The organism is Bacillus sp. EB106-04-02-XG92 (assembly GCF_058791995.1).
In genome coordinates this window covers 37,343-52,079 of the sequence record NZ_JBYTEA010000007.1, presented here as the reverse complement: position 1 = coordinate 52,079, position 14,737 = coordinate 37,343, and the positions used below count along the sequence as shown (strand labels likewise).

The window sequence follows — 14,737 nt, the reverse complement described above, 5'->3', positions numbered from 1 at the left end:
GGTTTCCTCCGTTTCCGTTATCTGTCCCCGTTCCGCCTCCTGGGTTTCCTCCGTTTCCGTTATCTGTTCCCGTTCCGCCTTCTGGGTTTCCTCCGGTGTTATTATTATTCTGTTCTGTCTTTTGAATGATAGGCTTTTTAACAGTGTTTACTAGCGGCATGATTCCATACTGCGTTTGATTAACTACATTTTCTACCTTGCTATTTTCTGTTTTTGTTCCTTCATTCTCTTTATTTGGTTCTTCTTTTTTAGGTTCTTCTTTTCCGGTACTGGTTTCTTTCTCGTAATTACCATTCAATTTCCATTCCCACGTTACTGGAGAGAAAACATCTATATTGATACTTGGATCTACTAACTTCACATGAAGGCTAATTTTCAAATCTCCCTCATTACGTGCTGATATTGCAACTGCTCCGTTTTGCAAGAATTCACTTGTACGGTCCACACCATCAATTAATAGTGAATCTGTACTACCATATAACTCAAAGCCACTAGGAATAGTTATATTCATAGTTTGCGAAGAATCCATTCCAATTACTTTCGCTGTATCACTGAATGTAATTCCATCTTTAGCCAAACTTTCTTTTACTTCTTTAATTGAGTTTCCTAAAGATATTTTATTGACTGGATTATAATTAAAATTATTTTCTTTATTATATTTATTCGTAAATTGGATTACGTTTTTCAGTTGTAATTTCGTTACATCAGGCAAATCACTTTGAACGATTTCTTCCATATTCATACTAGGCAACTTTGTAATTAAATTTTCAATTTGTTGCTTGATACGAATATCTGGTTGTTTCATTAACGAATTTATAACTACTTCGTGTTGTCCATCATTTGATATAGACTTTTGTAATCGTTTAAGGATTGTCGCTTGTATGTCACTCTCTAATTTCCCTGCAAGTTCTGTATCATATTCTGACACTTGCTTTTTTACATCTGTTAAATATTTTTGTATTGCTGAAGCATCTGCTAAAATATTAGGATCTTTCTCTGAAAGCGTAAATTGATTTGCGATAATTTTATTTGCAGATTCCAATGCGCTTAACTGCTTTAAAGTATCCCCTGAATTCATATCGCTCATATACTGATTAAATTGATTTGTAAAATTATTTGCTAACAGATTATTATCAGTTTGCATTTTTTGAAAGTTATTAAATCCTTCTAAATACGTATTATTAGATTTATTCCCTTCATCTAAAGCTTGACCAAACCCTTTTAAAACATCTTGGAATCCTTTAAAACTATTAACAGAAATACCAGTGTAATCTTGTACCGTTTTAAATTGATTTGTGTAATTCGCTAACGGGCTATGTACATCTTTTTTATACATAGTCGTTTGATTAGTCCCTTTTTCAATTATTTTACCTATATTATCTTGTGCACCTTGCAACTTACCGATAATACTTGCAAAATAAACATCGATGATTTGCTTATTAAAATCTTCTAAAATAGCAGAAGCTGTATTTTCTGCCTCAGCTTTCAAATCTTTATTTCCAGTTGCATTTACCTTGTAATTTAATGTTAATTTTTCTGGAAGTTCTGAATCAATCGCAACAGCCTTTCTTGAAAAATCGTTAGGTATTACAATCATCATATTGTAATTATTATTTTTCAAGCCACTTTCTGCAACCCCGCGACTCACTACGTACCATTCTTGTTTCGTATTTTTATTTACATTTTTAACAAATTGATCTCCAAACGCTATTTTATTACCTTCAAATACAGTACCTTGATCTTCATTTACCAATGCAACTGTCATTTTGGGCGTGGTGTTCTCATTTGCTTTCTTAACATTTTGGTTTAACGCTAAATAGGAGACCCCTGTTGATAACACAAGAGCTAAAATAATAAACAACAAGATGCTCCACTTGAACTTTTTCACTACTTATCACTCCTGCGACTGCGAGTCTATTAAGTTAAAGACTTCGTATCTTACTCTAGTTTTAAAGTAATTTAGCCATACAACAGATCGTTGCATGGCTAAATTATATAGTTCTTTTTTATCTGTCTTATTGTAGACCGAAATTACGAGAAAGATCTTCGTCATGTCTTGCAACAGCTTCTGCAGTTTTGTTAAGCTGCATATTAATTTCTTGTAATAACTGTGCGAAGTTTTGTACTTTTGGCTTTAATTGATTGAACTGTTGATCAAAACCTTCGAAAGCACGACCTTCCCATTCTCCTCTTAATTCATTTTGTAAGTTTTGTAGTTGACGTAAAATGTCCTCAATTTGATTTGCACCTTGTCCATATCGAGTCGCTTTCGATTTAAGCTCCTCTGGTGACATGCGAATTTGTCCTGCCATGAATAAATCCCCCTTAAAATTTAAAAATAGTAAAATTAACCAAAAATCAATTCTACAAATTGATTATATCAATAATTTATAAATTTCTAAATAAAAAAATGATATTTTTCCAAAATTTCTCTTTTACTATAAAAACATTATATTATATAATACTAATTTACTTATTTTTTAAGCATACTCTATAAATCTACTATTTTATTTCTAATCAAAATTTTTCAATGCTTTTTCATATTCAGGAAAATGGAATACTATCTCATCATTTATAATTAATACATCAATGTTTTATCCTATTTCATTTATGTAAGTTGATACTATTTGTAATGCTGGATACACCCCTTATAAATACGAAATATATTCTCTTTCTTTTTTCATTTTTCTTTTCTCCCACCCACAATATTGTTCTCACTTCAAAGTCATAATTACCTGCCTTTCAACAAAACCAAACTCTTCGTACATCTCTTTTGCAAAATTTCCAGCGAATACATTCAAACGAATTTCTGAATAATTCTTTTGTAATTCCTTAATACCAGCCTCCATTAATTTTCTTGATAATCCTTTCCCGCGGTACTCTGGAAAAACATACAATTCGTATATAAACCCTAGTTTTTCATGAGAAAAATAGTCCGTATTTTCCCCTATTAATATCCATCCCATCATTTTGTTTTCTTCCTTAACGACTAGATAATATGCTCCCTTTTCCACTATTGGCTTTGTAATTTCAATCGCTTTCTCTATACTTAACCGACAATTCCCTCTTGTCCCTTCAAAAAGCGATTGAGCTGCATATTTTAATATTTCATTTGTATCTTCTTGATTTGCCTTAATTATCACTTCTCACAACTCCCCGGCATTAATATTGCTCGTTCAAGTTCCTCCGACTCAATCACAATTGCCATCAATCCCTTTTCCGTACTCGTTTCATGAAATTCGCCCTTCTCCCAAAACACAGCTTGTCCCGCTTTCACCTTCACTTTTTCTTTATCTTCCCCACATACATATCCTTCGCCGTCCACAATAAGAAGCAGTTGCGATACAACTGCTTCATGATATCCAATTATTCCATTCTCTCGTAAATGCATAGCACCAATATGTACATTTCCTGTATGTTTTAATATTTTCGACATTATGAAATTAGATTGAAATGCTAATATGTGTTTTCCTACTTTTTCACTAAAATCAAATATCTTCATTTCTAGTCCTCCTTATACATATAAAACCATCCTTACGGTCTGCATCATATGTCCTTCAAAATCTTCTTCAAATTCCTCTAATTGTGCAAAACCTTTCGCTTCATAAAAACGTTTTCCTTTTTCATTCGCTGCTTCTACATGAATGTATAATTTTCGAATTCCTTTTAATGCCGTTAACCCTTTTTGTAATAATGCACTTCCTATCCCTTTTCCTTGCTGATCTGGTAACAAATAAATCGCGCCTAATTCTGCTTCGTTTTGTAATCTAACAGGAGAGAAATTTGCAAAGCCAATAACTTCTCCTTCTTCTTCCGCAACGAATAAATGTGTATTTTCAAGACGATATTTCATTTTTTCATCAGAATAAGCCTCATCTAAGAAACTGTCTTGAATCTTTCTCGGGATAATTCCTTCGTATGTATCGTGCCAAGCTATTTTCGCTACTGATTGTACAGCGTGAATATCTTCTTGCTTCATTTCTCTAATTACATATGTCATCTCGTTGTCTCCATTCTCTTTAACTTATATTCTGCTAATATACTAGAAGAAATGGCAGAACCATTTTCATAATTTACCTTAATTAATTTTAATTTCTCAGTGCTTCCCATTCTTCACGAATCATTCCCATTCGAATAGAATCATAGTACGTCCCGTTATAATAACGACATTTTCGCATTCTACCTTCTAAAGTCATTCCTATTTTCTCAGCTACTTTCATCATTCGTTCATTGCCAGACCAAGTCGTGATTCCTACTCTACCAATCTCCATATTTTCAAATAGTAAATCTCGATATAACGTTAACGCTTCTGTACCGTATCCACCATTCCAGTAATCTGGATTATAAATAACAATTCCCATCTCCAACCAACGCGTCGGTTTATGCTCCCAATAAAATCCGACCGTACCTATAATTTGTTCGTTATGTTCTATAATTAAATTAGATAGAGGTTCTTCTTTTAAACGCGTTTGCATCCTCTCTTTATAAGACGGATATTCTTGCATTGAAAACGGAAAATATGGTGCATCCCATTTTTTCCATTCTGGATTCTCTTCTTTAAATACGAGACCCCATAATGTTTTTATATCTGATTCTTCAATTGTACGAATTGTAACTTTATCCCCTTTTACTATTACGTTTTGCATAATTTCCTCCTACACTCCTCTTTATTTCATATATAATTATAATATTTTTTCAGAAAAATCAAAACAAATATTGATTATAAAAAAATAGAAGGCTCCATACCTCCTATTTCATCGTTTCTATCTCAACTAAAATCCCTTTCTCTATCCATCCTTCTATTCCACCTCTTTTAACTAAATCATATCCTGGAATATCAGATATTACGATTACTCTAACATCATTAGAGATTGATAGTTTCTTTATTTTTTCCGAGTGTAAGCGCTCCAATCATTCTCTGTATTATTTACAAAAAAATAATTCAACGACATAAATTATAAACCTTTCTAAATGAAATAGGTTCTATATATTATGTCATATAGAACCTTTCCTTCTTTATAATTCTTTATAAAAAGAAAAACTTACCTTATCATAGCCTTCTCTTTCATAAAAGCGGTGAGCTTCTAATCTAGGAAACGCTGATGTAAGAGCGATGGACTCACATTCGTTTTCTTTTCCCCAGTTCTCTATATAGGAGAGTAATACATTCCCATACCCTTTTGAACGATGTGCTTCTGCTGTAACAAGGTCATATACAAAAACATGTTTCTCATTATAAAAATTCGTACAAATCGCTACACCGGCTAGACTCACAACTTCATCCTCTTCATTACGTAGCGAAAACAGTTTATAATTTTCTTCTTTCATTTTTTGAAATAAAGAACTCGCTTCTTCTTTTGATAGTTTTGTTCTTAACTGCTGTAATACGGGAAATACATCATGTAAATCCACTTCTGTTACTACTTCTTTAATATGCATTATGCTTCTCCCCTTACTATTTATAAAATTTTCTAAATGTTATATCATCATTATAGAAAGCAACTTCCCTTAGCTTAAGTGACAGTTCTATTCTTTTTTATAAGGCCAGTTTAAAAAGGAGCGTCTATACATGGATCTGACTATCCCATTAGTATTACAAAGTAAAACACCCATTTACTTACAAATTTATCAATATATAAAACGAGAAATCTCTCATGGGTCACTACTTGCCGGTACACGCCTACCTTCTCACAGAAATTTAGCTATGCAACTTAATGTGAGCCGTATTACAGTTGAATCTGCTTATCAACAATTACTAGCTGAAGGATATGTAGAAAGCAAACCGAAACGCGGGATTTTTGTTGCCAATGTCGATATTGATGTCATTCAAAAGAAACAGCAAATTACGTCAAACAGTGCTAATAATAAAGAAAACGAACAATATGATTATGATTGTAGCCAAGGGCTTATTGATCAACAAGCTTTTCCGATAACAAGCTGGAAAAAAGCATTACAGGAAACTTTATTTCAATATGAAAATGAATTATTTGCTAAAGAAGATCCACAAGGTGAGCTCATTCTACGAGAACATATTTCAAAGTATTTATATCATGCTCGCGGGGTACATTCTTCGCCTGATCAAATTATAATTGGAGCAGGTACGCAGCCTCTTCTTTGGCTACTAATTCAACTACTTGGTTCAAAAAAAGAATACGGAATCGAGAATCCTGGGTTTCACCGTATACCTGCTATGATTCAAAGTTCTAATCTTCCCGTTCACCCTATCCCTTTAGATGATAAAGGTATTCATATTTCTAATTTACGTGAATCGGGTTCTAATGTAGCGTATGTCACTCCATCTCACCAATTTCCACTTGGAATCATAATGCCGTTATCTAGAAGACTCGAGTTATTAAAATGGGCGGATGATTGTAAGGGCTATATTATTGAAGATGATTACGACGGGGAATTTCGTTATATAGGAAAACCTATCCCTTCTTTACAAGGACTAGATTCAAATGAACGTGTTATTTACATGGGAACTTTCTCGAAATCTTTTTTACCTTCTTTACGAATGGGATATATCGTTTTACCACCTCACCTTTTAACAATCTATAAAGAACTTGGTGGTATGTTTAAACAAACAGTTTCTATGCTGCAGCAACTTACCTTTTCCACCTTTATTCAAAATGGTGATTGGGAACGTCATATTAACCGAAGTCGTACGTTATATAAAAGAAAACATATTTCTTTAATTAAATGTATTACAAACGAGATGGGACATAACGTTCATATACTAGGTGAACAATCCGGACTCCATATTGTACTTCACGTTCATAACGGGATGAACGAACAAGAACTTATTCGTGTAGCTGCAAAAGAACGCATTAAGTTATACCCTCTCTCCACATACGATTCTGTTCATAATGTAAAGGACGATTCTTATGTATTGCTCGGTTTTGGTAGTATTCCAGAAGATCGTATCAAAACTGTTGTCCAACTACTGAAAAAGGCCTGGTTTCCTAAATAAAAATAGCTCCACGCAAGTTATACTTACGTGGAGCTATTTTTATTTACTATTTTTCTGATTTCGCAGCCCTTCCTGGACGCTTAACACCAGTTGTTTCTGTTGAATAAGAAGCTTCAATTATAGCAGTTGGATCTACAGAGAGAACGAGATCTTTCATTTTTGGATAAATGAAACGGTTTGTAATACAGTAAATGATTCTCTTATGTTCTCCTAAAAAACCACCTTCTCCATGTAGATACGTAACGGATAATTGCAATTCTTTCATAAGTAGATCGCCAATTTCTTTATTTTTACCAGAAATAATCATAACGCTCTTTCCTTGATTAATACCATCTAATATGAAATCAATCATCTTCGTAACAATATAGAAAATTGCTAATGAGAACATCGCTTGTTCGATTGAAAATAAAATCGCTACAAATGTGAAAATAACTGCATTTACAGCAAGTAAAAATGTACTAATCGGCACTTTAAAATGTTTGTTCATCCAAACTGCTAACATTTCTGATCCGTCTATTGCTCCGCCCATTTTTACTACGATCCCTACACCAACACCAAATAGGACTCCTCCATAAAGAACAATTAACAATTCAGAAGTTGTAATTGCTGGAAATGGTTTTAAATAGATTAATCCGAGTGTTGTAACTACATTTGCATAGGATGTACGGATAAAGAACTTCTTTCCCATTACTTTTGCAGTAAATAATAAAATCGGGATATTAATTCCTAAGAACACCCCGTAAAGCGGTAATCCAGCAACTTTATTTGCCATAATAGCAATAGCCGTTACCCCGCCATCTACTAATCCATTAGGAGCTAAAATAAGCTCTAATGAACCGGCTACAATAATCGATCCAATCGTTAATAATATGTATTCAAATACTCTTTTCATCCATTACCCCCAAAACTTATATATTTTCTTAGTATTATTTTAACGTAATTTTACTACTAATTCAAAGATATGAGTTTATATACACAAAAGTTTCACCTTTACAGTGATTTTTTATGTAATTTATTTATAAAAACACACTTACATATTACAGTAAGTGTGCTCCAAACATTTATTTAAGTTTTGAGTATGAATTCATTTTCATTTTTAAGATTTCATCAACTGCCCTATTATACCCACCAGCATTTCGAAGTGACTCTCCAACTTTACGACTATTTTCCTTAAACGTTACATCATACATTACTTTCCCTACAGCTTCACGTAACGATTCAGAAGTTAATTCTTTACGATTAAGCCTTATTCCAGCTCCTACTTCACTCACTCGTTTCGCAACTAAAGGCTGATCTCCTGTTACCGGAATTACAACTAACGGAACACCGTAATATAGCGCTTCACTTGAACTATTCATACCACCGTGTGTCACGAATACATCAGCATACTGTAATAGTTCTAATTGCGGCACATAATTAAACAACCTAAAGTTATTTGGAATATTTTCAAATTGACTTATATTTATCTTTTTACCAACAACTAAAATGACTGTCGCTTCTACATCTTTAAACGCTTCAAAACATTTTTCATATAGCTCAGGTTGTTCATTAAAAACTGTTCCCATAGAAATGAAAATCAATTTTTTATCTTTTAAATCTTCCATAGGAAAGCTGCCTACTTCTTTACGCGTAGCAATTGATGGGCCGACAAACTTATACGATTCATCGAATACATCTGAACGCGGCTGATATTCCTTTGAAGTATATACAATCGTAATATCACCAGGGTGGTTCATAATATCATACATACTATTACATTTCATTCCATACTGTTTGTTCCATTTTTCCATTCCCGCTAAACAAGATTGATACAATGGATTCGTTTCATCTACTTTTCTTGATTCATGTTCATCGTTAAAAGTAATGTATTGATTAAAAGCAAACGTTGTACAAGAAGAAACGCTAGGTAATTTTAAAACATTAGCTATAATACGTCCTACTGGAAAATGATTATCATATATCAAATAATCGTACTTTTCCCCTTTTGTTTCTTCTACAATTTGAGTAACAATACGTTCTGATGCTTCCATCATATGAGACAGCATCGTCAAAGGACTCCCACCTTCATTTACTCGCTCCATAATATTAATTTGAGAGAGGAAATTCTCAAACACTCGGAATTGTGCACCTGTTGCTTCAATCTTCTTTCTATAATCTTCAATACAATACGAAACAACTGTCTCCCCTCGCCGAATTAACTCACTTACAATAGCTAAAGTCGGATTTATATGACCTTCTCCAGGGAAATTTATTACGAGTACGTTTGCCATCATATTCTCTCCTATCTAATATTATTAATAATTAATTATATTAATTAATTTAAAACTATTATAAAGGAATCTATTCTATCTCTTCACACTTTTCTCTTCATTTTATTATTGAGAAATATTTTTCATAACCTACATTGTAACTCTCATAAAAGAACACTTAACTCTTCATTTACTGAAAAATAAGAGATTTACATTCGGGTATTTTTATAGATTTATTAACAGGAAATTATTTTGATAATTCTCACAAAAATAGAAAAATATAATTTACACACTGATTTCTCACCATGAATGTATGTAAGTTCAATGCTATTCCTATCATTATCCACTTGGAACATATTCTGTTATATAATGAATTTATAGAATTTACAGAAAAAGTAGTGACTTCATGCTACAACATCTATTCACTTCACCTATTTTATCTGTTCAAGCTTTACACCCAGGTTATGAAGACCATGCAAGCGATGTGTTTCTCGTCCGAACAGAAGATGCTGAAGTCATCGTTCGTTCTTCTAAAATGAATGAAGAACCAAATAATGATTTTTGGTGGGGATGCAAAAAACTATTTGGAATTGATCCAAGGAATGTCCATCATTTAGAAGCAGTTCATACATTGCTGCAAGAATATACGAATCTCCCCATCCCAACAATATTAGAAAAACATATTTTAAATGGCCGTGAATTCGTTGTGGTCGAAAAGTTAACAGGTAGTACAGTTCAATCTTTTATCGGACAACCAGATTCTGTTTTAATTAGTCTCGGAAAAGGGCTTGCAGAAATACATAAATGTAATGCCGATTATATAGGAAATCCATCATGTACTTTCCAAGTTCCACTAGAAGAATTTAAGTCTCACATATTAAAAGTCAGTAAAGAGCTTGTAAATATGTTTTATTCCGATAATGAAAGCATACAAAATGCATTTCCTACTTTCGAATCACAACTTTCTTCCTTACCAGCACCAAAGGAATCAACGCTCGTTTTAATTGATATGGACCCTACTCAGTTTTTATCAGATGGTACAACTATTACAGGTTTAGTAGATACAGAAGCTTACGCAGTTGCTCCCCGGGAGTTTGATTTTATCGGCTTAGAATATGTGCTTACAAAAAAAGAAGCTCGCGCTTTTAAACAAGGATACGAAACCGTTATGCCCATTCCTCATCTTGTAGAATGTAGACGTCCCTATCGATATTTGTACCGGTTATTATCTGTTCAGGGCAGTGTGGAGTTAGAAAAGTGGCTAAGTCATCCAGCCTATTTTTAAATAAGAATGAGAGGGATTATGAAATGAATATTGAACAAAAACAATCTTTAACAGCGAACGAAATTCAGCAAATGAAAGATTTAGCTCATATTTGCAGCCAATACGATCAAATTGATTACTCTTCAGATTTATATGTAAACTTTTTAACCGCTCGCAATAATGAAGATATATATGATTTTCTATTTTATGATAATACTCAATTAATTAGTGCATTAAGTATGTATGACTTTGAAAGACCGACAAAACTAGAATTAATAGGGTTTGTTCATCCGGACTATAGGAAACAACATATAGGCACCACTCTTTTACAATCTGCAATGAAAGAAATACGAAAAAGAGAGGCAGATGAAGCACTTCTTATTATGAATGGGGATTCTGCTTCTGGGAAAGAATTTGCAAAGCGTATGAAGTTACCTTATTTATATAGTGAATATAGTATGGAGTTCAAAGCAAAAGAAGTGCAAAAACCAACAAAGAATACTATACAGCTCACTCTTGCATCTTCAGAATCACTTCTTGATCTTATTGACCTTTCCAGTCAAGCCTTTGGAGATTCAGTAGAAAATACCTCTATATGGTTACAAAAAATGATGAATTCACCTTCTCATCAAGTATATAGTGCTCTTATCGACGAAAAAGTGATAGGAACGATTACAGTTTTTAAGCAAGAGCAATCTACTATACTATCAGGATTCGCCGTTCACCCTTCATATCAAGATAAAGGGTACGGAAAAGATATTCTTAGTTATATGGTACATACCCTTATTACAGAAGGAATTTCAACAATTGAATTAGACGTCGAAACGAAAAATAAAAATGCTTTAAAACTATATACACAATGTGGTTTTGAAATGAAAACAAAGCATGACTATTATAATATAATGAATCTTGAGGTGAATACATATGTGTAAAAAAATAATTTATTCTGATTATGATATTTTTGCAGACATCTATAATAAACATTGGGGACATTTTGCTGAACAGTCCTATCTTCTTTTGGAAAAACTCGTTTTACAATATGCACCACCACATTCTCATATTTTAGATCTTTGCTGCGGGACTGGTCACCTTACTAAGAAATTAATTGATAATACTTTTGTAGTAACTTGTATAGATGGTTCTGCTCAAATGATTGAATACGCACGTCAAAACGCGCCAGACGCAACCTTTATCGTCGATGATGCTCGTTATTTCAATATAAATGATCAATTTCACTATGTTATCTCTACTGGCGATAGCTTAAACCATATTTTAAAATTAGATGAATTAAAAAATGTTTTTCATAATGTTTACTCCGTATTACATAGCGAAGGTATATTCGTATTTGATATGAATATGGAGAAAGGTTTTCTTGAAAATTGGGTTGCTTCGTTTCATATTTCAGCGGAAGAATATGTCTGTACGATTGATTCTACATATGATAATGAAAATAAAAAAGCAGTAATGAACTTTATACTATTTCAGCATGACATAGATACTACTTGGACGAGAAGTGACTTTTCTTTTGAAGAAGCTTGTTATACCAATGAAGAAATAATATCTTCGTTGGAATCTGTAGATTTTAAAAACATTCAACTACACGGTACAAATAGAGCATTTTTCATTTGTCAAAAATAAAAAAACTGAATCATAACGATTCAGTTTTTTCTTAGTATATTTACGATAGCAGCCGTTTCATTATTTTCTTTATAAACTCGCGGAATTCTTCTGTCTAACATACATGTAACTTCATAGTTAATTGTACCTAACATATCCGCTACTTCTTCCACCGCAATTTCTTCTTCACCTTGTGTACCGTAGAATACTACTTCGTCTCCTACTTGTACTGGCATTGCTTTTGAAACGTCTAACATGAGCTGATCCATACAAACACGTCCAATAACAGGTACTCGAACTCCATTTATTAATGCATGCCCTTTATTAGATAACTGACGATTATAGCCATCAGCATAACCAATTGGTACAGTTGCAATCCATTCTTCACCAGTCGTTACATACGTATTCCCATAACTTACACCACGATTCTTCTTCGCATGTTTAATATGAGCAACTTTTGATTTTAACGACAACGCAGGCTGTAAAGAAACGACTGCATGATCTACCTCTTTTGAAGGATACATTCCATAAATTCCAATACCTACACGAACCATATTTTGAAATGTATTGCTAAGTTCCATCGATCCTGCACTATTTGAACTATGAATATATGGAATATGAATTCCTAATTCTTTTGCTGCATTGACAGCTTTCTCAAATAAACTTGTTTGCATATTCGTATAGGATTTATCAATTTCATCTGCCGTAGAGTAATGTGTAAACATTCCTACTACCTCTACATACTCCATACGGTTTAATTCTTCTAAAAATGGTTTAACCTCTTCTTCTTGTAAACCGATACGACTCATTCCTGTATCAATTTTCACCTGAATTTGCGCTTTCTTTTGAAGACGGTTTGCGATTTCATTTATACCTTGTAAATCTTCACTTCTATAAACAGTCATCATAACGTCATATTGAATTGCCTCTTCCGCAGCTGCTACTGATGTATAACCTAAAATTAAAATCGGCACGTTAATTCCTGCTTCTCTTAACTCTATCGCTTCATCTACAAATGCAACTGCAAGCTGATTTATTCCTGCTTCAATAGCAGCTTTCGCAACTTCAACTGCCCCGTGGCCATACCCATTTGCTTTTACAGCAGCCATCATTGCAATATTTTCATCATTCACTCGTTTTTTAAATTCTTTTACATTATGTTTTACTGCATTTAAGTCAACTTCAACAATTGTATCTCTTCCATATTTCAAACTCATTGGTCTAACTCCTAACTCAATAATTGCATTCCATTCTATTTCACGTTTCATATGACCTTTTACAATATAATACTTTTCAATATGCTAGTCAAACTACTAGAATTTTCGGAATTTTAAGTATGATATAATACCCTTAAGAAATTATTATATACGGAGATGAGGAGAATTACAATGTTTGTAGAATCTGCCTTGCATCAACTTAAAGTTGCTGTTGATACTTCTATTCAAATGTTTAACCAATATAATGAAGCCGATTTAAAAATACAGCCCATTCACGCAAAGCGATCTGTATTTGAAATGTGTGCACATCTTTCTCTTATTTGCCATGCAGATCTACTCATTTTAAATGGTATTACAGAAAAACAACTACATACTTTCTATAAAGAACAAACACCCGAAACAATTACGCAAATGCAACAAACGATGATACAGGGCTACGATTTACTTTCTAAAACTTTTTTATCCTATTCCAATGAACAATTAGCAGAAATTAAGACTGCTTATTGGGGTATTTCTTATTCATGCTTTGAATGGTTGCTTGAAATTGTTGCGCACTTTTATCATCATCGTGGGCAAATTCATATTTTACTATGTGAGCATATGAAAGATCCTAACATACCTTTATTTCAATAAAGGTATGTTAGACAACATGAAATTTCTCTAAGGCACACAAAATACCACCTTCGCTCGCCTTCTTTGTAACGAAATCAGCTCTTGTTTTTAACTTTTCTCCGCTATTCCCCATCGCAATACCTAATCCTACATACTGCAACATCTCAATATCATTTCTACCGTCACCAAAAGCAATCGCTTCTGATTTACAAATATTTAAATGCTCCAATACTTTTTGAATTGCAGTTAGCTTCGATACTTTACTATCTTCCAATACATTTATCACATAACCATGAAAACGTTCGAATGTAAGCATTGGATACTTTTCAATAAATTTTTGAGATTCCATTTCATCCGCATACAGACATAAACAATAAATCTCTTTAGACAAATCCTTGCTTTTTTCAGGGTACTCCTTTAAATGTAACGTCTCGCTAAGCGCTTGTATTACACGCTCATTATTTGAAGCTATTCCGTTCATTGCAAAACCTTCAGTAAAATAAGAAATACTGTGACCATGTAATTCTGCAAACTCTGAGATATCATGAACGATTTCACTTGAAAGTACCGATTTATGTATAACAGTTTCTCCACACTTAATATGCGCACCATTTGCTGAAATAATTGTATGTATGCCCATCTCTTTAAATTGCGCGCATAAGCTATATGGTCTCCCTGTTGTAACAACTACGTGAATCCCTTTTTCTATTAATCTTTGTATCGCTTCTTTTGTACTTTCGTGCATACTTCTGTCAATCTCACTTAAAAGAGTACCATCAACATCAAAGAACACTACTTTATACATTGA

Annotated in this window: 17 protein-coding genes and 1 pseudogene; 5 read left to right on the top strand and 13 right to left on the bottom strand. The window is 33.1% G+C overall.

What is annotated here, in order from left to right:
- The 9 genes and pseudogenes from esaA to AC3WVA_RS18435 all read right to left on the bottom strand — a co-directional run.
- The coding region (gene esaA / locus AC3WVA_RS18475) for a type VII secretion protein EsaA (protein WP_492322078.1) at positions 1-1,888 on the bottom strand (1,888 nt) is incomplete at its 3' end.
- 127 nt (positions 1,889-2,015) lie between these two features.
- Positions 2,016-2,312, bottom strand: a complete 297-nt coding sequence (locus AC3WVA_RS18470; protein ID WP_000918601.1) for a WXG100 family type VII secretion target — start codon at positions 2,310-2,312, stop codon at positions 2,016-2,018.
- Between the two features lie 402 nt (positions 2,313-2,714).
- On the bottom strand, positions 2,715-3,143 hold the full coding sequence (locus AC3WVA_RS18465; protein ID WP_341013650.1) for a GNAT family N-acetyltransferase: 429 nt from the start codon (positions 3,141-3,143) through the stop codon (positions 2,715-2,717).
- On the bottom strand, positions 3,140-3,502 hold the full coding sequence (locus tag AC3WVA_RS18460) for a cupin domain-containing protein (protein ID WP_341013651.1): 363 nt from the start codon (positions 3,500-3,502) through the stop codon (positions 3,140-3,142). The genes AC3WVA_RS18465 and AC3WVA_RS18460 overlap by 4 nt, the downstream gene beginning before the upstream one ends.
- A gap of 12 nt (positions 3,503-3,514) precedes the next feature.
- Positions 3,515-4,000 (bottom strand): GNAT family N-acetyltransferase, encoded by a 486-nt coding sequence (locus tag AC3WVA_RS18455; protein WP_063261365.1) that lies wholly within the window; start codon positions 3,998-4,000, stop codon positions 3,515-3,517.
- Positions 3,997-4,110 (bottom strand): annotated as a pseudogene (locus AC3WVA_RS18450) (2'-5' RNA ligase family protein); the annotation flags it as partial. The pseudogene AC3WVA_RS18450 and the gene AC3WVA_RS18455, both read right to left, overlap by 4 nt.
- Positions 4,089-4,646 carry a GNAT family N-acetyltransferase gene (locus tag AC3WVA_RS18445; RefSeq protein WP_341013652.1) on the bottom strand — a complete coding sequence of 186 codons (558 nt, stop codon included), beginning with the start codon at positions 4,644-4,646 and terminating at the stop codon, positions 4,089-4,091. The gene AC3WVA_RS18445 and the pseudogene AC3WVA_RS18450, both read right to left, overlap by 22 nt.
- A 103-nt stretch (positions 4,647-4,749) precedes the next feature.
- Positions 4,750-4,911, bottom strand: a complete 162-nt coding sequence (locus AC3WVA_RS18440) for a hypothetical protein (RefSeq protein WP_492322104.1) — start codon at positions 4,909-4,911, stop codon at positions 4,750-4,752.
- A 105-nt stretch (positions 4,912-5,016) separates the two neighbouring features.
- Positions 5,017-5,439, bottom strand: coding sequence for a GNAT family N-acetyltransferase (locus tag AC3WVA_RS18435; protein WP_341013654.1), 423 nt, complete (start codon positions 5,437-5,439; stop codon positions 5,017-5,019).
- A gap of 130 nt (positions 5,440-5,569) precedes the next feature.
- On the opposite strand from AC3WVA_RS18435, the gene pdxR reads away from it, so the two are divergent.
- Positions 5,570-6,970: a MocR-like pyridoxine biosynthesis transcription factor PdxR gene (pdxR, locus tag AC3WVA_RS18430; RefSeq protein WP_429603705.1), complete on the top strand. Its 1,401-nt coding sequence runs from the start codon at positions 5,570-5,572 to the stop codon at positions 6,968-6,970.
- Positions 6,971-7,016: 46 nt separating this feature from the next.
- Here pdxR and AC3WVA_RS18425 read toward each other — a convergent pair whose 3' ends face one another.
- Complete coding sequence (locus AC3WVA_RS18425) at positions 7,017-7,862, bottom strand: YitT family protein (protein WP_098881017.1); 846 nt, start codon at positions 7,860-7,862, stop codon at positions 7,017-7,019.
- A gap of 169 nt (positions 7,863-8,031) precedes the next feature.
- Positions 8,032-9,240: a macrolide family glycosyltransferase gene (locus tag AC3WVA_RS18420; RefSeq protein WP_098881016.1), complete on the bottom strand. Its 1,209-nt coding sequence runs from the start codon at positions 9,238-9,240 to the stop codon at positions 8,032-8,034.
- 385 nt (positions 9,241-9,625) lie between these two features.
- Between AC3WVA_RS18420 and AC3WVA_RS18415 the strand changes: the two genes are divergently transcribed.
- From AC3WVA_RS18415 to AC3WVA_RS18405, 3 genes are read left to right on the top strand one after another with little or no spacing between them, the layout of a single operon-like run.
- Positions 9,626-10,504, top strand: a complete 879-nt coding sequence (locus AC3WVA_RS18415) for an aminoglycoside phosphotransferase/kinase family protein (RefSeq protein WP_341013655.1) — start codon at positions 9,626-9,628, stop codon at positions 10,502-10,504.
- A 23-nt stretch (positions 10,505-10,527) separates the two neighbouring features.
- A complete protein-coding gene (locus AC3WVA_RS18410) occupies positions 10,528-11,415 on the top strand; it encodes a GNAT family N-acetyltransferase (RefSeq protein WP_341013656.1) in 888 nt (295 codons plus the stop codon).
- Complete coding sequence (locus tag AC3WVA_RS18405) at positions 11,408-12,121, top strand: class I SAM-dependent DNA methyltransferase (RefSeq protein ID WP_098881013.1); 714 nt, start codon at positions 11,408-11,410, stop codon at positions 12,119-12,121. The genes AC3WVA_RS18410 and AC3WVA_RS18405 overlap by 8 nt, the downstream gene beginning before the upstream one ends.
- Before the next feature lie 20 nt (positions 12,122-12,141).
- On the opposite strand, the gene alr is transcribed toward AC3WVA_RS18405, so the two are convergent.
- Positions 12,142-13,317, bottom strand: coding sequence for an alanine racemase (alr, locus tag AC3WVA_RS18400; RefSeq protein WP_098346489.1), 1,176 nt, complete (start codon positions 13,315-13,317; stop codon positions 12,142-12,144).
- A 171-nt stretch (positions 13,318-13,488) separates the two neighbouring features.
- Between alr and AC3WVA_RS18395 the strand changes: the two genes are divergently transcribed.
- Complete coding sequence (locus tag AC3WVA_RS18395; protein ID WP_098346488.1) at positions 13,489-13,950, top strand: DinB family protein; 462 nt, start codon at positions 13,489-13,491, stop codon at positions 13,948-13,950.
- Positions 13,951-13,957: 7 nt separating this feature from the next.
- On the opposite strand, the gene AC3WVA_RS18390 is transcribed toward AC3WVA_RS18395, so the two are convergent.
- Positions 13,958-14,734, bottom strand: a complete 777-nt coding sequence (locus tag AC3WVA_RS18390) for a Cof-type HAD-IIB family hydrolase (RefSeq protein WP_071717006.1) — start codon at positions 14,732-14,734, stop codon at positions 13,958-13,960.
- Between the last annotated feature and the right edge of the window lie 3 nt (positions 14,735-14,737).